This is a genomic window from Photobacterium piscicola (genome assembly GCF_046058925.1).
GTDB lineage: Bacteria > Pseudomonadota > Gammaproteobacteria > Enterobacterales > Vibrionaceae > Photobacterium > Photobacterium piscicola.
In genome coordinates, this window is sequence record NZ_CP175534.1 from 1,126,394 (window position 1) to 1,144,251 (window position 17,858).

Annotated in this window: 12 protein-coding genes and 6 tRNA genes; 9 read left to right on the plus strand and 9 right to left on the minus strand. The window is 41.5% G+C overall.

Annotated features, from left to right (window positions below):
* Positions 1 to 46: 46 nt before the first annotated feature.
* Complete coding sequence (gene xthA, locus ACJZU6_RS05645) at positions 47 to 856, minus strand: exodeoxyribonuclease III (RefSeq protein WP_408900755.1); 810 nt, start codon at positions 854 to 856, stop codon at positions 47 to 49.
* A gap of 319 nt (positions 857 to 1,175) precedes the next feature.
* On the opposite strand from xthA, the gene ACJZU6_RS05650 reads away from it, so the two are divergent.
* Entirely contained in the window at positions 1,176 to 1,322 is a 147-nt protein-coding gene (locus ACJZU6_RS05650; RefSeq protein ID WP_158258955.1) for a hypothetical protein, read from the plus strand.
* Here ACJZU6_RS05650 and ACJZU6_RS05655 read toward each other — a convergent pair.
* The 7 genes from ACJZU6_RS05655 to ACJZU6_RS05685 form a co-directional block, all read right to left on the minus strand.
* A complete protein-coding gene (locus tag ACJZU6_RS05655) occupies positions 1,319 to 2,959 on the minus strand; it encodes a response regulator (RefSeq protein ID WP_408900756.1) in 1,641 nt (546 codons plus the stop codon). The two genes, ACJZU6_RS05650 and ACJZU6_RS05655, sit on opposite strands and share 4 nt — an antisense overlap.
* 134 nt (positions 2,960 to 3,093) lie before the next feature.
* Positions 3,094 to 3,178: transfer RNA gene (locus tag ACJZU6_RS05660), tRNA-Tyr, on the minus strand.
* An 89-nt stretch (positions 3,179 to 3,267) separates the two neighbouring features.
* Positions 3,268 to 3,352 (minus strand) — tRNA-Tyr (locus ACJZU6_RS05665).
* 75 nt (positions 3,353 to 3,427) lie between these two features.
* Positions 3,428 to 3,512: transfer RNA gene (locus ACJZU6_RS05670), tRNA-Tyr, on the minus strand.
* A gap of 75 nt (positions 3,513 to 3,587) precedes the next feature.
* Positions 3,588 to 3,672 (minus strand) — tRNA-Tyr (locus ACJZU6_RS05675).
* Positions 3,673 to 3,761: 89 nt separating this feature from the next.
* Positions 3,762 to 3,846, minus strand: a tRNA-Tyr gene (locus tag ACJZU6_RS05680).
* Positions 3,847 to 3,959: 113 nt separating this feature from the next.
* Positions 3,960 to 4,044: transfer RNA gene (locus tag ACJZU6_RS05685), tRNA-Tyr, on the minus strand.
* A gap of 183 nt (positions 4,045 to 4,227) precedes the next feature.
* Here ACJZU6_RS05685 and ACJZU6_RS05690 point away from each other — a divergent pair.
* The 5 genes from ACJZU6_RS05690 (at position 4,228) to ACJZU6_RS05710 (ending at position 11,158) form a co-directional block, all read left to right on the plus strand.
* The gene (locus ACJZU6_RS05690) at positions 4,228 to 5,301 is read left to right on the plus strand and encodes an efflux RND transporter periplasmic adaptor subunit (RefSeq protein ID WP_107276884.1); all 1,074 of its coding nucleotides are present in this window, start codon (positions 4,228 to 4,230) and stop codon (positions 5,299 to 5,301) included.
* Positions 5,301 to 8,426, plus strand: coding sequence for a multidrug efflux RND transporter permease subunit (locus ACJZU6_RS05695; RefSeq protein ID WP_408900757.1), 3,126 nt, complete (start codon positions 5,301 to 5,303; stop codon positions 8,424 to 8,426). The genes ACJZU6_RS05690 and ACJZU6_RS05695 overlap by 1 nt, the downstream gene beginning before the upstream one ends.
* 230 nt (positions 8,427 to 8,656) lie before the next feature.
* A complete protein-coding gene (rluF, locus tag ACJZU6_RS05700; protein ID WP_408900758.1) occupies positions 8,657 to 9,754 on the plus strand; it encodes a 23S rRNA pseudouridine(2604) synthase RluF in 1,098 nt (365 codons plus the stop codon).
* Between the two features lie 298 nt (positions 9,755 to 10,052).
* Positions 10,053 to 10,361: a PTS fructose transporter subunit IIB gene (locus ACJZU6_RS05705; RefSeq protein WP_080158057.1), complete on the plus strand. Its 309-nt coding sequence runs from the start codon at positions 10,053 to 10,055 to the stop codon at positions 10,359 to 10,361.
* A 44-nt stretch (positions 10,362 to 10,405) separates the two neighbouring features.
* Positions 10,406 to 11,158, plus strand: a complete 753-nt coding sequence (locus ACJZU6_RS05710; RefSeq protein ID WP_408900759.1) for a PTS sugar transporter subunit IIA — start codon at positions 10,406 to 10,408, stop codon at positions 11,156 to 11,158.
* A 5-nt stretch (positions 11,159 to 11,163) separates the two neighbouring features.
* Here ACJZU6_RS05710 and ACJZU6_RS05715 read toward each other — a convergent pair whose 3' ends face one another.
* Positions 11,164 to 12,009, minus strand: coding sequence for a helix-turn-helix transcriptional regulator (locus ACJZU6_RS05715; RefSeq protein WP_080158055.1), 846 nt, complete (start codon positions 12,007 to 12,009; stop codon positions 11,164 to 11,166).
* Positions 12,010 to 12,173: 164 nt separating this feature from the next.
* Here ACJZU6_RS05715 and manA point away from each other — a divergent pair, with 164 nt between their 5' ends.
* The 3 genes from manA (at position 12,174) to aroC (ending at position 17,550) form a co-directional block, all read left to right on the plus strand.
* Complete coding sequence (manA, locus tag ACJZU6_RS05720) at positions 12,174 to 13,373, plus strand: mannose-6-phosphate isomerase, class I (RefSeq protein ID WP_408900760.1); 1,200 nt, start codon at positions 12,174 to 12,176, stop codon at positions 13,371 to 13,373.
* Positions 13,374 to 14,042: 669 nt separating this feature from the next.
* The gene (locus ACJZU6_RS05725) at positions 14,043 to 15,944 is read left to right on the plus strand and encodes a fructose-specific PTS transporter subunit EIIC (RefSeq protein WP_080158052.1); all 1,902 of its coding nucleotides are present in this window, start codon (positions 14,043 to 14,045) and stop codon (positions 15,942 to 15,944) included.
* Positions 15,945 to 16,464: 520 nt separating this feature from the next.
* Positions 16,465 to 17,550: a chorismate synthase gene (gene aroC, locus ACJZU6_RS05730; RefSeq protein ID WP_408900761.1), complete on the plus strand. Its 1,086-nt coding sequence runs from the start codon at positions 16,465 to 16,467 to the stop codon at positions 17,548 to 17,550.
* Positions 17,551 to 17,858: the final 308 nt, after the last annotated feature.

Consider the following 17,858-nt stretch of genomic DNA (forward strand, 5'->3'; position numbering starts at 1 on the left):
GATTATTTGTTTTGGTGATGGTGATTATTGAAGCTTAATGCGCATATCAATTGCTGAAAGTTGACCAAATTGGAGCGTGATCAGAAGGCTTTTCAATTCCACGTAATTCGTAATCAATACCGGCTTCGGTACAACGGTTCGCTAATGTTGGCGTTGCTAGAATCACATCAATACGCAGGCCTCGATTATCAACAAAGCCTTTTGAACGATAATCAAACCATGAGAATTGATCATCTACTGCTGGGTGAAGTTGACGGAAAGTATCAATAAAACCCCAATCTAATAGTGTTTGTAACCATTGGCGTTCAATTGGCTGGAATGAACATTTGCCTGTTTTTAGCCAACGTTTAGCGTTGACGGGGCCGATACCTATGTCTAAATCGATAGGGCTAATATTAATGTCACCCATCACGATGAGTTGTTCATCATTGGTGTGCGCGGTATTAAGGTAGTTCATTAGATCAGCGTAAAACTTCTCTTTTGCCGGAAATTTGGTTTCATGCTTAACGTTATCGCCTTGAGGGAAATAGCCGTTCATTACCGTTATATTGCTGCCATCTTCTTGTTTAAACGTCGCCATGATCATTCGACGTTGCGCTTCATCGTCGTCAGTTGGAAACCCTTTCTGAACACTAATCGGTTCTTGTTTACATAACATTGCAACGCCGTAATGGGCTTTTTGACCATGAAAGTAGACTTTGTAGCCCATTGCTTCAACATCCGCTAACGGAAAAGCTTCGTCATGAACTTTAATTTCTTGTAAACCGATAACATCAGGCTGGTGTTTATCGATAATAGCTTGTAGTTGATGTAATCGAGCACGTAGCCCATTGATATTAAAAGAAATAACTTTCATATTTAGTGTCCATAACTGCGAATGATTATTGGTTACTGATATTAGCACATTGCACTATCACTTCGATATATGATCCATTCAATCAGAAGCGATCATACCTGTAGTGTAAGTTTATTTGGGTATAACGAAGATGCGGGTCTATGCTAAAAGGAAATATATCATTTATGACAAGTTATTGTTTTTAAATAATCCGCTGACATGTCACTAAGTAGATGGTGTTATCGTTGTCACATTCGTTTGGGCTTATGCCGAGTAATGACTGTGCTAACTTGTTTATTAACCCCAGCGTTGTTTTGACGCTATAGTCATGGAGTAGAGTATGTTCGATTTTATAAAGCGTATGTTTGGTGCGGAACCTGAAGCGACAACAACAGAGCGTCAGGATCAAGAGAATAGCGATCAAGAACATCGGAATGATAAATACAGACAAGGTGCACCAAGTGATAATAGTGATGGTGAAAGTTAAGGGTAAACCACACTGTGTTTATCAAGATACAATTGCTGTAATTGAATGAACCATTCTTGTAATGGTGAAGCGAGTGGCATCTTTTTAATTTGTTGTAAGCTGATATCAATTTCTGGATGATGTATTTGTTGCAGCACAAGTAAGCTATTCATGCGCCCTAAATGTGCTTCTGTATTATAAGGATAATCACGCAAAATGGTGTGATAGATATGGTAAGCGCGTTGAGGGTCTGGTGATATTGTCGCTTTTGCGGTTGCCAGTTGATCAACTAACAGACGAATGTTTTCAATAATAAATTTATTACGTTGCAGTTGGCTAAGACGATGATGGCTATGTTCATCTAATACACTACGCGTCATTAATACTTGATATATTTCTTTAATTAATCGAGTCTCTCCGAAATACACCAATAAAGGCAATGCATCAACCATAATGGCCGCGGGTGCCTGTGACATTTGACCAAAATATATCTTTAGGCCATGCAATAAACGGCGTTTTGCTTTTAATGGTTGGTTATTGGTTACAGCAAATCTTGCCAGGGTTATATGACAAAATGCTGCAAGGTGTTTTTTTTGGCTTGAGGTTAATCGTTGCTGTGCTAAACGATGGATATTTTTTAATTGTTTAAGAAGTTTTCGTTGCGACAGTGGTGATAATTGCTGACTATGAAGTTGTTCAAATAAAGCTGTAAATTGGGCAAAGTAAATGATCCAATCTTGATTAATAATAGGTAAGTGAGTAACGAATGTTTTTCCTGTTTTAATAAATAAAGAGAGATCATTAGTACAAACGGCTAATTGAGCAGCCATTAATGAACGTTGGCTGATACTTGGCGTAAGCATTAGGGCTTGGTAGGCAATGGCTTTTGCTTCACATGGCTGTTGTTGCTGGTGCAATAACAGTGCGAGTTCGTCATAGGCTTCGACAAATAAGGGCACTTGTTTAATCAGTGTTTGTAGCCGTTGAATAGCCGCAATGGTATCGCCTTGCTTATGCATTAATTGGGCTTGAAGTAATCCCAGTTTGTGGTGTTGGCTACGCTCACTAAATAGGCTTAATAATTGCTGAGCGGGTAACCAGTCTTGTTGGCTGATTAATAAATCAAGCAATAGGATTTCAATTTCAAGATTATGACCATGCTGTTGTAATAACTGTCGACATAAGAATATGGCTGTTGATGTTTGATTGTTTGTTATTGCGATATAAATTGGTTTGCGAATTAAGCATGCTTGATAAACCGTTATGATACGTTGTTTTAATTGTCCAATATTTAATGGTTTACTGAGAAAACTATCAGCATCTAGGCTAATCGAGGTCACGATAACTTCAGGGGTGCGATCGCCTGAGATAAAGATAATGCCGCAATAGGCACTGATATAGTTATTTTTTCTCATTACGGTAAGAAGTTCACTACCACTGAGTTGTGGATCAAGATGAAAATCAAGCAGGATTAGATCATAAGCGGTGGTTTTACAAAGTCGAATCGCATTGACACTGTTAGTTGCAATATCAATCGCAGTAAGATCGATGCTGTGGAGAATATTTTGAATGAGTAATGCAGAAGATAGCTGATCATCAATAATCAGTACCTTAACTTGTGCCCAATCAATATTGGTGTAAGTAGAAGCTTCTGTCATAACAATCCATATATAAACCAGACAACCATATGCAGTATTGCACATATAAAATAAGTTAGTCTAATTTGTTGATGTTTATATGGTGTTATTTTTTTGATATGAAAAAGCCAGCTGCTAAGCAACTGGCTGAATGATGGTGGTGGGAGAAGGATTCGAACCTTCGAAGGCAGTGCCGGCAGATTTACAATCTGCTCCCTTTGGCCACTCGGGAATCCCACCACGGGGTATTACAATAATTTGTTGAAGCAGTGGTTATTAAAGGCCACTTCAATAACCGAAAAGTTATTATCAACAACTTTTCAAAATGATGGTGGTGGGAGAAGGATTCGAACCTTCGAAGGCAGTGCCGGCAGATTTACAATCTGCTCCCTTTGGCCACTCGGGAATCCCACCACGGGGTATTGCTATGGTGATTAAAGACCAACTTTAACCACTGAAATGCTGTTATAAAACAACCTTTCAAAATGATGGTGGTGGGAGAAGGATTCGAACCTTCGAAGGCAGTGCCGGCAGATTTACAATCTGCTCCCTTTGGCCACTCGGGAATCCCACCACGGGATGTTGCTATGGTGATTAAAGCTTAACTTTAATCACTGAAGTGCTGTTATTAAACAACCTTTCAAAATGATGGTGGTGGGGGAAGGATTCGAACCTTCGAAGGCAGTGCCGGCAGATTTACAATCTGCTCCCTTTGGCCACTCGGGAACCCCACCACGGGGTATTACAATAATTTGTTGAAGCTATGGTTATTAAAGGCCACTTCAATAACCGAAAAGTTATTATCAACAACTTTTCAAAATGATGGTGGTGGGAGAAGGATTCGAACCTTCGAAGGCAGTGCCGGCAGATTTACAATCTGCTCCCTTTGGCCACTCGGGAATCCCACCACGGGATGTTGCTTGCTACTCTATTTTGAGTCGCAATAGTTATTCGTTACTATGATGATTAAAGGCCACTTTAACCATCGAAAAACTGTTATAAAACAATTCTTCAAAATTAATGGTGGTGGGGGAAGGATTCGAACCTTCGAAGGCAGTGCCGGCAGATTTACAATCTGCTCCCTTTGGCCACTCGGGAACCCCACCACAAGTGCGGGGCGGATAATAACAAACATTTCAGCGCTGTAAACCTTTTTTATCAATATCATCGAGTGCTTGCTGGATTTTTCATCAGTAAGCTAATTTTTGCTTAACTTTACATTTCTTGACGTTACTCGACCTTTAGTTCAGATATTATTCGACTAGGATTTTTATGATGGTTTTTAATAAATGAAAAAGATAGCCGTAGCCGTATTAGTCACCGCCGCATTATCGGGGAGTTACTTTTACTTTCAAGGGACATCACATGCTGCGCAAGATAAATCTCAGTCGGCGCAATCATCACGTGTTGTGTCGGTAACAACCGGAGAAGTTAACTCTTTAGCGGTTGCTCAATCACTATCATTAGTGGGTAAGTTAAAGGCTGAACATGCGGTTAATGTTGCGGCGGAAGTCTCGGCTAAAATAAAAACGATTGTGGTTCCTGTAAATAGTACGGTAACCAAAGGGCAATTATTAATTCAACTTGATAATGATAAAGCCGTTGCTGCTTATGATGAAGCCTTGGCATATCGTAATGATGAAAAACGTAAATTAACTGAATTTCAACGGTTATTATCTCGTGGTGCTATCACTAAAACTGAAATCGATGCTCAATCTGCCAGCGCCAGTATTGCAAATGCTCGTTTAAAAGCCGCTTTAGCTAATCTTAATGATCATGCTATACGTGCCCCATTCAATGGCACTGTTGGGTTATATGATTTTAGCCCTGGCCACATGGTCGCCGCTGGCGGTGCATTATTTAATTTTGATGACCTTTCCTCTATGCGTTTGGATATTGAAGTTCCAGAGCAATATATCTCTTTTTTAAAGGTCGGAATTAAAGTTACCGCAAAAAGCCAAGCATGGGGTGATCGTGCCTTTAGTGGTGAAATTCAAGCCATTGATTCTCGTGTTCAAGCCGACTCTTTAAATATTAAAGTACGCGTTGTGTTTGAAAATAGCGATCACGCGCTAAAGCCTGGAATGCTACTTGCAGCAGAGCTTGATTTCATTCCGCAGCAACAAGCGATTATTCCGGTTCAAGCGTTAGAATATTCAGGCACTAAACGTTATGTTTACCTTGTTGATTCACAACAAAAAGTACACCGCACCTTGGTTGAGTTGGGTGAGCGTATTGATAATAATGTGGTCATTAAAAAAGGCTTAAAGACAGGCGAGCGTATTGTTGTACAAGGACTGGTGAATATGCGTGATGGAATAACAATTAAAGACATTACTCCAACGACTGGAGTAGCGAGCTAATGTGGTTATCGGATATTTCAGTAAAACGGCCTGTTGTCGCCATTGTATTAAGTTTGCTGTTGTGTGTGTTTGGTATTGTTTCATTCTCTAAACTGGCTGTTCGTGAAATGCCGGATGTTGAAAGTCCGGTTGTGACCATCATGACCACTTATGACGGTACATCAGCAACGGTAATGGAAAGCCAAGTCACCACCCCGATAGAAGATGAACTTTCAGGGATCAGTGGTATTGATAATATTACCTCTGTTACCCGTAATGGTATGTCGCGGATCACGGTTGAATTTAATATGGACTGGGATCTTACCGAAGGTGTCAGTGATATTCGAGATGCGGTTGCTCGCGCGCAACGTCGTCTTCCTGATGATGCCAATGATCCGATTGTGTCAAAAGATAATGGTTCGGGTGAACCCGCGATCTACATTAATTTGTCGTCATCTGAAATGGATCGTACTCAATTAACCGATTACGCTCAGCGCGTTTTAGAAGATCGTTTTAGCCTGTTAAATGGCGTCAGTTCAGTGAGCCTGAGTGGCGCATTGTACAAGGTAATGTATGTAAAATTACAACCGGTATTAATGGCAGGACGCGGTGTTACTACCAAAGATATTGTCAACGCATTAAATGATGAAAACGTAGAATTACCCGGTGGTGAAGTACGTAATGACCAAACGGTAATGTCGGTGCGTACTGCGCGACTTTACCAAACCGTTGATGATTTTAAATATCTCGTTATTCGTACCACAGAAGCTGGCACACCGATTTATTTAAAAGATGTGGCAGAGGTGACGATTGGTGCTGAAAATGAAAATTCGACCTTTAAAAGTAATGGTGCCGTTAATTTAAGTCTCGGCATTGTGACTATGTCCGATGCTAATCCGCTTGATGTCGCTAAAGAAGTGCGCGCTGAAGTTGCTAAGATGCAGCAGTTTTTACCGCAAGGCGCGTCGTTGACGGTGGATTATGATGCCACTGTGTTCATTGAACGTTCGATTAATGAAGTTTACAGCACGCTATTAGTCACTGGCGCACTGGTTATTCTGGTGCTATATATCTTTATTGGCCAAGTTCGAGCAACGTTAATTCCTGCGGTTACGGTACCTGTATCTTTAATTTCAGCCTTTATTACTGCTTATTTCTTTGGCTTTTCAATTAACTTATTAACCCTAATGGCGTTAATTTTAGCGATTGGATTGGTGGTTGATGATGCGATTGTGGTGGTGGAAAACGTTTTTCACCATTTACAACGCGGAGAATCACCCTTATTAGCCGCTTATAAAGGCACTCGAGAAGTTGGTTTTGCGGTGGTGGCAACGACCGCAGTATTAGTAATGGTATTCTTACCGATTTCTTTTATGGAAGGAATGGTTGGGCGACTATTTACTGAGTTCTCCGTATTACTGGCGATGTCAGTGATTTTCTCATCATTAATTGCATTAACGTTAACGCCAGTGATGTGCAGTAAGTTATTGCAAGTCAATGTGAAGCCCAATCGGTTCAACCTATGGATTGATCGTCAATTTGATAAATTAGAAAACGGTTATCGTCGAATTGTTACCGTGGCAGTGAAAAAACGGTTTATTGCACCATTAGTGGTTTTAGGTTGTATTGCTGCCAGTGGCGGATTAATGAAGGTAATTCCCGCTCAACTTGCACCACAAGAAGATCGCGGAGTGTTGTTTGCGTTTGTGAAAGGCGCTGAAGGTACCAGTTATAACCGTATGATTGGTAATATGGATCAAGTGGAAGCACGTTTATTACCATTGTTAGGTAAAGGAGTATTGAAATCTGTCAGTATTCAATCACCTGCATTTGGTGGGCGCGCGGGGGATCAAACGGGCTTTGTGATCATGCAATTAGAAGATTGGAATGATCGTTCAGTCGGAGCACAACAAGCACTGGGCATGATCAGTAAAACGCTGGCGGGTATTCCTGATGTGCGAGTGATGCCGATGATGCCAGGTTTTGGCGGTGGATCATCAGAACCAGTACAATTTGTATTAGGTGGCGCTGATTACCAAGAACTATTTAAGTGGGCGACAAAGCTACAACATCTTGCTGAAGATAGTCCATTAATGGAAGGGGTTGATTTAGACTATGCAGAAACAACACCTGAGCTATTGGTTAATGTTAATCGTGAGCGTGCGGCTGAATTAGGCATTCCCGTCACTGAAATCGCAGAAACATTAGAAGTAATGCTTGGCGGTCGCAGTGAAACAACCTTTGTTGAGCGTGGTGAAGAATATGATGTTTATCTTCGCGGTGACGAAAATAGCTTTAATAGCTCGACCGATCTTAGTCAGATTTACCTACGCGCAAAAAATGGCAAGCTCGTTACCTTAGATACTGTTGCGTCTATTGATGAAGTAGCATCAGCACAGAAGTTAAGTCATAACCAAAAACAGAAATCGATCACCTTAAAAGCGAGTCTTTCTGATGGTTATACTCTTGGTGAAGCGCTTGATTTCCTTGATCAACAAGTGATTGATAATTTACCGTCAGATATTTCGATTGATTATGCTGGCGAATCACAAGACTTTAGAGATAACCAAAGCAGTATTGCAATGGTGTTTGGATTAGCGTTATTGGTTGCTTATTTAGTGCTCGCGGCGCAGTTTGAAAGCTTTATTAACCCGCTGGTGGTGATGCTAACTGTACCAATGGGTATTTTTGGTGGTCTGGCTGGATTATGGATAATGGGGCAAGGGCTCAATATTTATAGTCAAATCGGGATGATCATGTTGATTGGTATGGTGACTAAAAACGGTATTTTGATCGTTGAATTTGCTAACCAGTTACGTGACAAAGGCATTGAGTTTGAACAAGCAATTGTTGATGCGTCTGTACGTCGTTTACGACCTATTTTAATGACCGCGTTTACAACCTTGTTTGGCGCCTTACCACTGATTTTATCAATGGGGGCGGGGGCTGAGAGTCGTATCGCTGTGGGTACGGTAGTGTTCTTTGGAATGGCATTTGCTACCTTGGTAACATTATTAGTGATTCCAGCGATGTACCGTCTGTTATCAGCTAAAACTAAATCACCAGGCTATATTGAAGCGCAATTAGAAAAAGAATTGCAGCATGATTATGTTGGTCGTATTAGTCACGGTGATTTACCGAAGTAAGCGTATTTAGGGACGAAGGACGAGGGCAAAGTGTCGAGGATGCTGAATATATTTATATTTGGTGCCAGAACATCAACGCCCTTTGTCCTTTACTTAAGAGCTTTACATCAAAACTACCTCTTTAATCGACAATCAGTTAAACTCCTCTCCATAACAACTATCGAGCAAGTAAACTACAATTAAGTGGTTTATTGCCCTGATCGACCTAAAGCCCTTTATAGAAGAAAAACATGTCACAACATTCTACTGACCAACAGAGCCCGAAAGGGGTTCGACTTAATAAATTTATCAGTGATACTGGCTATTGCTCACGCCGTGAGGCGGACAAGCTGATTGATCAGGGACGTGTAACCATCAATGGCACTGCGCCTGAAATGGGTATGCGTGTAATGGATAAAGACGAAGTATTGGTTGATGATAAACCACTACGTAGTAAAGAACGTCCAATTTACATTGCACTTAATAAGCCAACAGGTATCACCTGTACTACTGAACGCCATATTGAAGGTAACGTGATTGACTTCATTGGTCACCGTAAGCGTATTTTCCCTATTGGTCGTTTAGATAAGCCGTCTGATGGTCTTATTTTCTTAACCAATGACGGTGATATCGTTAATAAAATTCTGCGTGCAGGTAACTCGCATGAGAAAGAATACGTTGTTCGTGTAGACCAGCCGATCACGCCTGAATTTATTGAAAAAATGTCATCAGGGGTTGAGATTCTAGATACGGTTACTTTGCCATGTAAAGTGACGAAAGAAACGAATTTCTCATTCCGTATCGTTTTAACACAAGGCTTAAACCGTCAAATTCGTCGTATGTGTGAAGCGTTAGGTTATGAAGTGTATAAACTTCGTCGCGTACGCATCATGAACATCACTATTGATGGCTTACCAAACGGTAAATGGCGTTATTTAACTGAAGCTGAAATTACTGAAATTCAACAGTTAATTTCACAATCAAGCGGCACTGAAGAAGCATCAAAAACCGATGCTGAAGGTCGTACGATTGCTAAAGCAACAGATGCGAAGTTGTATGATCACCGTGCGCAAGAAGCACGTAATGAAAAACATGCCGCTGAGAAGCAGTTTAAAACTTACCGTGGTACTGGTGAGTTTAATCGTCGTCCCGATGGTGCTAACCGTAGCAGTCGCACCAACGAAGATCGTCATAGTCGTAATGAAAGCCGTGGCGGTCGTAGTGATGCAGCTCGTCGTAATAATGACGATCGTCCAGCGCGTACTTCTGCACCAAGCCGTGATACTAAGCCAAGTTTTGGCGGTAAGAGCAATGGTATTAAGAAGTGGAAATCAAAGCGCGAAGAGTAGAAGATAGGAAAGAGCAGGGACGAGTTTTCGAGTCTTGAGGAAGAGCAAAAGATAGGGAAGAGCAGGGACGAGGTTTCGAGTATCGAGGAAGAGCGTAGAGCTTGAGACAAAACAGAAACGAGGAAAAGTGAAGCCAATAATAACCGCTTAACTTTCCTCGTTTTTTTGAACATTATTTTTCGCCACTCGCCACTCGCCACTCGCCACTCGCCACTGCTCTTTCCTCGTCCCTTTTTCTTCTCGCCTCTTTTTCTCCTCGCCCCTCGAAACCTCCCCACTATTTACTTAAGGATTAAAAATGAAAATTGTCGCGGTAACAGCCTGTCCAACGGGTATCGCTCACACCTATATGGCTGCGGATGTACTTAACAAAACCGCGCATCAGATGGGAATCAAGATTCAAGTCGAAACCCAAGGTGCAATGGGGATTGAGAACTTTTTAACCGCCAAAGATATCGCAGCTGCAAATATTGTCTTAATTGCCTCGGATATTGAAGTTGAACAACGGGCGCGTTTTACCGGTAGCCGTATTCATTGTGTGACGATAGAAGAAGTCTTAGTTGATGCAACCGCAGTGATTGAACGTTGCCAGCAATTGTGTCAATAATTTTCATACTAATAATACAGGTCATAACACGGCAGGGATAACGGATGTTAGAGCGACGGATCACCTTCTATTGCGGCGCAGCAGGTTTGCCTTCTTACCAACTTAACCAACTGAAAAAACTGACGGGTTATTTTCAATCACAAGTTGAATTATTTAATGTGAGTCAATTGACGCGCGCGCCAGTATCACAGCCATTAAAAATGCTATCGTTGGCGAATAAACCCCATGCGTTATGCCAATTAATTATCAATGGTAGCGATGCTGAATTAGCGAATTTAGTGTTAACTGATTTTATTGCTCAATATGCACTATCGCTGACACAATACACTCCATCCGTACCATTTAAGATCAGTTTGCCATTAACCAGTATTGGTTGGACTGATGGCGGTGAGAATCATAAAATAGACACCATTACGCAATTAAGCCAGATGCTGGTGGCGCAACAGGCGATCACTTCTGAACAACAGCCCGCATTAAAACAAGCACTATTGGCTCGAGAAAATGTTTCTGCCACTGTTATGGGGCCGGGTATTGCCTTGCCACATGTGATGCATGAAATGATCGCAAAACCAGCAATGGCGATAGTGTGTCACCCTCAGGCTATTGATTGGGGATCGTCACGAGGTAATATTAGCCGTGCGGTTGCGATGATCTTGCCCAAGCCACCTCAGAAAGTCGTGATCATGGCCTTTGCGCAGTTTTCAAAATGTTTATTAAACGAAGATTATTGTACTGCACTAACATTAGCCCAACAGCCTCAAGAACTAAAAGCATTAATTATTGAAGCGTTAAGATAGCAACGTTAGGTAACACCTCGGTATTCTGATGGCGTACGACCCGTTTTGTTTTTAAATACACGACAAAAATAATTCACATCGACAAACCCGCAGCGGCTAGCAATTTCAGTTAATCGAAACGGGTATTGGCGTAACATAAATTTGGCACGTTCAATTCGTACCCAACAAATATAATCCGCGAGTCGCATATGACCTTGTTGACGAAATAAACGCGATAGGTGATTGGGTGTAATGTTAAATCGATTGGCAATTGTGTCACGGCTAATGGCGCGGTGAAAATTTTCTTGAATATAAATACAGATCCCTTGATACAGATCTTCAGTACGATTTTTTGATTGGTGCAATGGAACATGGAGCATATTTTGGGTGTAGCTGAGTAAAGCTTGTAATAAATGCTCATCCATTGGCTGCTGTTGGTGTTCTGTCGCTAACATATTCAGTGCTGTTAAAATGGGATCAACTGCGTGTCCTGTCCATGCTTGAATCGAGTGTTTTTGAACATCATAAAACTTGGGGCTATCCTTGGTTTTACTGACCAGACTAAAGCCCAATTGACGCTTACCAAACAGCAGGCTCAACACCGAACATTCAGTATTCCAACTTGGTTGGTTCCAACTGTTGGGCGGAATATAGATAGCATCACCCCCCATTAGACTAATTTGACAGATGCCATTATCACCATCATCGAGTTGGTTAATATATTCGCCTTTTAGTACCAATTCGAGGCGTGGAAAATTTACCTGATAGCTAAATTGTGGTGGTTGAGTTTTACCGCCAGCAAACCAAATTCGATTAAAACTTTCCCGTTCCGTCAACACAGAATCAATTAAATTAAAGAAAACATTATCCATGGTATTCACTTCATGTTTGGAATGGTGGTAGCAGGATTATTAGTTTGTGCTGAATAAACCGATTAAGTTTTGTTATAGTGCTGTCAGTTAGCGTATGACGTCAATAATAATGGTTGATGCCATACCATAAATATCGTGAGCAATAATAAGAATAGGACCTGACAATGACTGACTCTACCCGCACTGTCTTTTTTAAGATGGATAACGTGATCCAAGATTATGCTTGGGGCAGTGTAACATCAATTGAGCAACTGTTTGCTATTCCAAATCTAGATCAAAAGCCACAAGCTGAAATGTGGATGGGTGCCCATGCTAATGGTTGCTCAGTAATCACGGTTAATGGTGAAGCAGTACGCTTAGCTGATTTTATTGCCACCGATCCTGACGCAATTATTGGTGCAGAAACTCAAGCTAAATTTGCTGAGTTACCATACTTATTTAAAGTGTTAGCAGCTGAAAAAGCGTTATCAGTGCAAGTTCACCCAAGTAAGCATCAAGCTGAAATAGGCTATGCAAAAGAAGAAAAAATCGGTATTGCGCGTAATGCCGCTAACCGTAACTACAAAGATCCTAACCATAAACCTGAGCTAGTGTTTGCGTTAACACCTTATCAAGCAATGAATGGTTTCCGTGAGTTAGCTGAAATCGTTGAATTATTTACCACAATCAATCTCGATGTGATCAGTGATCTGGTTAATACTTTTGCAGCTAATCAAACGGATGCAGGTTTACGAGATTTCTTTGAAGCGATGCTATCGCTTGAAGGTGAGCGTAAAGAGTCTGCTGTTAATGGACTTTTAGCGTTCTGTCATGAACATAAAGATCAGCCATTATTTGCGTTATTGATTGATTTATCTGAACAATACCCTGGTGATATCGGTCTGTTTGTTCCATTAATGTTGAACGTATTAACATTACAACCAGGCGAGGCGATGTTCCTAAGTGCATGTACTCCACATGCCTACATTAAAGGAACTGGCCTTGAGATCATGGCTAACTCAGACAATGTGCTACGTGCAGGTTTGACGCCGAAATTTATGGATGTACCAGAGTTAGTCGCTAATACAGAATTTAAGAGCATGGCGGCGAATGAATTATTACTGGCGCCAACAATGGTTGCTGGTGGTTTAGATTATCAGATCCCAGTGCCTGATTTTAAATTTAGCGTTTATAAGCAAGTTAATGATATTGCATTACAAAATACCAGTGCTGAAATTTTATTTGCGATTGATGCACCGCTAACAGTGACGCATCAAAATGGTGAAACATTGACGCTTGAAAAAGGTCAGTCAGTGTTTATTCCTGCTTATGCAAAGGCATATTCAGCGCATTGTGATGGTATGTTTGCGCGTGCGTATAACTAAAGGGTTATAGGGAAGAGCAGGGATTTAAAGGGGCGAGGAAAAAGCAGGGACGAGGTGAGAGTGTCTTAAACTCAGTGTAACAGCTCTTGCTCTTGCTGTTCCTCGCCCCTCAAAACCTCGTTTTTACCTAGTTTCCACTGGTGTCTTTGAAGCTCAAGTACGTGTTAAAGAGATCCCAAATAGCTTCGTGCCTCAACTTCCGAGATGACGAATATTGGGCTAAGTCATTCTCGCCACTAATGATCTCGCGACTGCTCTTACTCATCACTAACATCTCGACATTCGCCATCTTTAGCTCTTCCTCGAAACCTCGTCCCTTGTTTCCCTCACTCTTTCTGTGATCTATCGCACTAAAAAATCCAATATCCACACTAAGTAAAGCCTCATTTAGATAGTTATAAAAATAATTTGATAATCATTTTTTGAAATATTCACATAGAATAATAAATTTAAGTGATTGAAATAATTAATTTTTAAATGCGGTTCAACTTGTTTTATATATGGTAAAAATTATGAGTGATAGCTCACACTGATAGTTTAATGTTACAAATTTCCAGTTAAAGCCTGTTTTGTACTCTACTTTATCCCCATTAAAAAACCGACAATATTGCCATGCTGATGACCAATACAATGTCATCGAGCCCATAATAAAATTATCGGGGATAGAATATGATTACCACCCTCATCAATGAGCAGTTGATTAACATCAACCTTAAAGCGACCACTAAAGATGAAGTGTTTGCTGAAATGGCAGATATTTTAGTTCAACAAGGTCGCGTTGCGGATAAAACCCAATTTTTAGCAGACATTCAAGCACGTGAAGAATTAGGTAACACAGGTTTTGAAGACGGTGTTGCGCTACCACACGCTAAGAGTGCGGCCGTTATTAAACCTGCGGTTGCGATTGGTGTTAGCCGTACAGGTATTGAATACGGTGCAGAAGACGGCTTGCCATCAAAACTATTTTTCATGATTGCTTCTCCTGATGGTGGTGATAATCACCATATTGAAGTATTGGCTGAGTTGTCATCAAAATTGATTGAAGATGGTTTTATTGACGCCTTCCTAGCGGCTAAAACACCAGCTGATGCATTGGCATTGTTGCTTGCTGAAAAACAAGCGGTAGCAACATTACCACAAGATAAAGGCTTATTGATTGGGGTGACTGGCTGTCCAGCTGGCGTTGCGCATACTTACCTTGCAGCAGAAGCATTAGAAAAAGCGGCGGCTGAATTAGGTTACGAAATCAAAGTTGAAACTAACGGCTCTATTGGTGTTAAAAATTCACCAACCGCTGAAGAAATTGCCCGTGCAGAAGCGATCATTGTTAGTTGTGATAAGCAAGTCGATATGGATCGTTTTGCGGGTAAGAAATTAATTAAGACTGGCGTAAAAGCACCAATTAAAGATGGTAAAGGCGTTATTCAACAAGCATTAGTTGCGAAACCATTTGATGCTAATGGCGATGGCTTAGATGACGGTGAAAGTAAAGTTTCTAAAGCCCGTTCTGATTTATACCGTTTCTTAATGAACGGCGTATCACACATGATCCCGTTTGTTGTTACTGGTGGTTTGTTAATTGCGTTGGCATTAGCGATTGGTGGACAGCCAACGGATGCGGGAATGCAGATCCCTGTCGGTAGTATGTGGCAAAAAGTACTCGATGTCGGTGTGGTCGCCTTTACATTAATGATTCCAGTGCTTGCAGGTTACATAGCGTATGCGATTGGTGATCGTCCTGCATTAGCTCCGGGTTTCATTGGTGGCTGGATTGCGAATAACGGCTCATTTTATGGTGCAGATGCCGGTACAGGTTTTATCGGTGCCATCATTGCAGGTCTATTAGTGGGTTACTTTGTACGTTGGGTTGCAACACGTAAATATCACAAGTTATTACAACCATTAGTGCCAATTCTTATTGCACCGATTACAGGTACATTATTCATTGCAAGTGCGTTTATCTTTGTTATTGGTGCGCCAATTGCAGGTCTAATGCATACCATGAACACCGTACTAACTGAAATGAGTACAGGTAACGTAATCTTACTGGGTATTGTATTAGGTGGTATGGCTGGCTTTGATATGGGCGGTCCATTTAACAAAGTGGCATTCTTGTTCTCTGTTGGCATGATAGCCAATGGCCAAACACAATTTATGGGTGCGATGGCATGTGCGATTCCTGTAGCACCGCTGGGTATGGGTCTAGCAACGATAATTGGTCGTAAACTCAATATCTTTGAGCAATCAGAAATTGAAGCAGGTAAAGCGGCGGGTGCAATGGGCTTAGTCGGTATCTCTGAAGGTGCGATTCCATTTGCAGCGCAAGATCCAATCTCTGTTATTCCAGCAAACGTATTAGGCAGCATGGTTGCAGCAGTAATGGCATTCTCGTTTGGTATCACTAACAGCGTAGCTCACGGTGGTCCAGTGGTTGCATTACTAGGTGCGATGAATAAGCCATTGCTTGCATTAGTATGTATGGCAACAGGTATGGTAGTTACAGCACTGGTAGCGGTATCACTGAAGAAATTCCGTAAAGCAAAAGCGGATAAAGTGTTAGTGGTAGCGTAGGGGTCTTTAGGGGCGAGGAAGAGCAGGGACGAGGAAGAGCTGAAGCTAGATTTCGAGTGCCGAGATTAATAAAATATAAAAAATAAAAAGCGATAGGTGAAAGCCTGTCGTTTTTTTTGTGGAAGGGGAGTAAGGGACGAGATTACGAGTATATTCGTCGCGAGTTTCGAGTTCGCGATAATGGATCTCGTTACTGCTCTTCCTCGAAACTCGAAACCTCACCCCTCAAAACCTCGCTTTTACCTAATTTCCACAGACTTCTTTAAGGCTCAATCACGCGGTGATTAGATCACGGATAGTTTGGTACCTCAACTTCCGAGATGACGAATAATAGGTAAAGTCATTCTGGCACTAATGATCTCGCTACTGCTCTTCCTCGTCCCTTATTTCCCTTGCTACTGCTCTTCCTCGAAACCTCGCCCCTACTTTATTCCTTGCTTTTCAAATCACATCTTTGCAGTATGTATTAATCACCATAATTAAAAATGCATGTAAGCATAGATATCTCACAGGGGAAGTCATGGCCGGAAATTCCATAGGACAATTGTTTCGCGTTACCACCTTTGGCGAAAGTCATGGGGTAGCATTAGGGTGTATTATTGATGGTTGCCCACCAGGATTAGCGCTCACCGAAGCAGACATGCAACACGATCTTGATCGTCGTCGTCCTGGCACCTCAAAATACACCACTCAACGTCGTGAAGCGGATGAAGTTAAAATTTTATCCGGCGTCTTTGAAGGTCAAACTACAGGTACTTCAATTGGCTTATTAATTGAAAATACCGATCAACGCTCAAAAGATTACTCTAATATTCAAGATTTATTTCGTCCCGGTCACGCTGATTACACTTATCATCAAAAATATGGTGTACGTGATTACCGTGGTGGTGGTCGTTCATCTGCACGTGAAACAGCAATGCGAGTTGCTGCGGGTGCTGTTGCTAAGAAATACCTTAAACAAGTGCATGGTATAGAAGTATGTGCTTACTTATCCCAGATGGGTGATGTAAAAATAGAGAAGGTTGATTGGCAACAAATAGAACAAAATGCCTTTTTCTGCCCTGATGTAGATAAAGTTGATGCCTTTGATGAACTGATCCGTCACCTTAAAAAAGACGGTGATTCGATTGGCGCTAAAATTACCGTGGTTGCTCGTAATGTGCCAGTAGGTTTAGGCGAACCAGTATTTGATCGCTTAGATGCGGATATTGCTCATTCACTGATGAGTATTAATGCCGTTAAAGGGGTGGAAATTGGTGATGGTTTTGATGTGGTTGAACAACGGGGCAGTGAGCACCGTGATGCTATGACATTACAAGGGTTTAAAACTAACCATGCTGGTGGCATTCTTGGTGGTATCTCATCAGGACAAGATGTTATTGCGCATATTGCTCTAAAACCGACTTCAAGTATCAGCGTTCCAGGTGAAACAATCACTAAGCAGGGTGAGTCAGCCGAAGTTATCACTAAAGGTCGTCATGATCCATGTGTTGGTATTCGTGCGGTGCCGATTGCTGAAGCGATGTTAGCGATCACTCTTATGGATCATTTGTTACGTCACCGTGGTCAAAATGCAGATGTTGTAACAACAACGCCAAAGATATAGATAGAGGTTTCGAGGGGAAGCAAGGGACGAGGTTTTTAGGAACGAGGTTCGAGGATCTAGGGAATCAGGAAAGAAGAGAATAATGAGAATTTATGGCTGATTTTTAGTTATTGTTGTTATTATTCAATAACTAAAATACACTTTCCCTGCTTTCCCTGCTTTCCCTGCTTTCCCTGCTTTCCCTGCTTTCCCTGCTTTCCCTGCTTTCCCTGCTTTCCCTGCTTTCCCTGCTTTCCCTGCTTTCCCTGCTTTCCCTGCTTTCCCTGCTTTCCCTGCTTTCCCTGCTTTCCCTGCTTTCCCTGCTTTCC

Bases quoted from the DNA above. Each gene is read 5' to 3' on its own strand.
- xthA (WP_408900755.1), bottom strand. From the start codon at position 856: ATGAAAGTTATTTCTTTTAATATCAATGGGCTACGTGCTCGATTACAT.
- ACJZU6_RS05650 (WP_158258955.1), top strand. From the start codon at position 1,176: ATGTTCGATTTTATAAAGCGTATGTTTGGTGCGGAACCTGAAGCGACA.
- ACJZU6_RS05655 (WP_408900756.1), bottom strand. From the start codon at position 2,959: ATGACAGAAGCTTCTACTTACACCAATATTGATTGGGCACAAGTTAAG.
- ACJZU6_RS05690 (WP_107276884.1), top strand. From the start codon at position 4,228: ATGAAAAAGATAGCCGTAGCCGTATTAGTCACCGCCGCATTATCGGGG.
- ACJZU6_RS05695 (WP_408900757.1), top strand. From the start codon at position 5,301: ATGTGGTTATCGGATATTTCAGTAAAACGGCCTGTTGTCGCCATTGTA.
- rluF (WP_408900758.1), top strand. From the start codon at position 8,657: ATGTCACAACATTCTACTGACCAACAGAGCCCGAAAGGGGTTCGACTT.
- ACJZU6_RS05705 (WP_080158057.1), top strand. From the start codon at position 10,053: ATGAAAATTGTCGCGGTAACAGCCTGTCCAACGGGTATCGCTCACACC.
- ACJZU6_RS05710 (WP_408900759.1), top strand. From the start codon at position 10,406: ATGTTAGAGCGACGGATCACCTTCTATTGCGGCGCAGCAGGTTTGCCT.
- ACJZU6_RS05715 (WP_080158055.1), bottom strand. From the start codon at position 12,009: ATGGATAATGTTTTCTTTAATTTAATTGATTCTGTGTTGACGGAACGG.
- manA (WP_408900760.1), top strand. From the start codon at position 12,174: ATGACTGACTCTACCCGCACTGTCTTTTTTAAGATGGATAACGTGATC.
- ACJZU6_RS05725 (WP_080158052.1), top strand. From the start codon at position 14,043: ATGATTACCACCCTCATCAATGAGCAGTTGATTAACATCAACCTTAAA.
- aroC (WP_408900761.1), top strand. From the start codon at position 16,465: ATGGCCGGAAATTCCATAGGACAATTGTTTCGCGTTACCACCTTTGGC.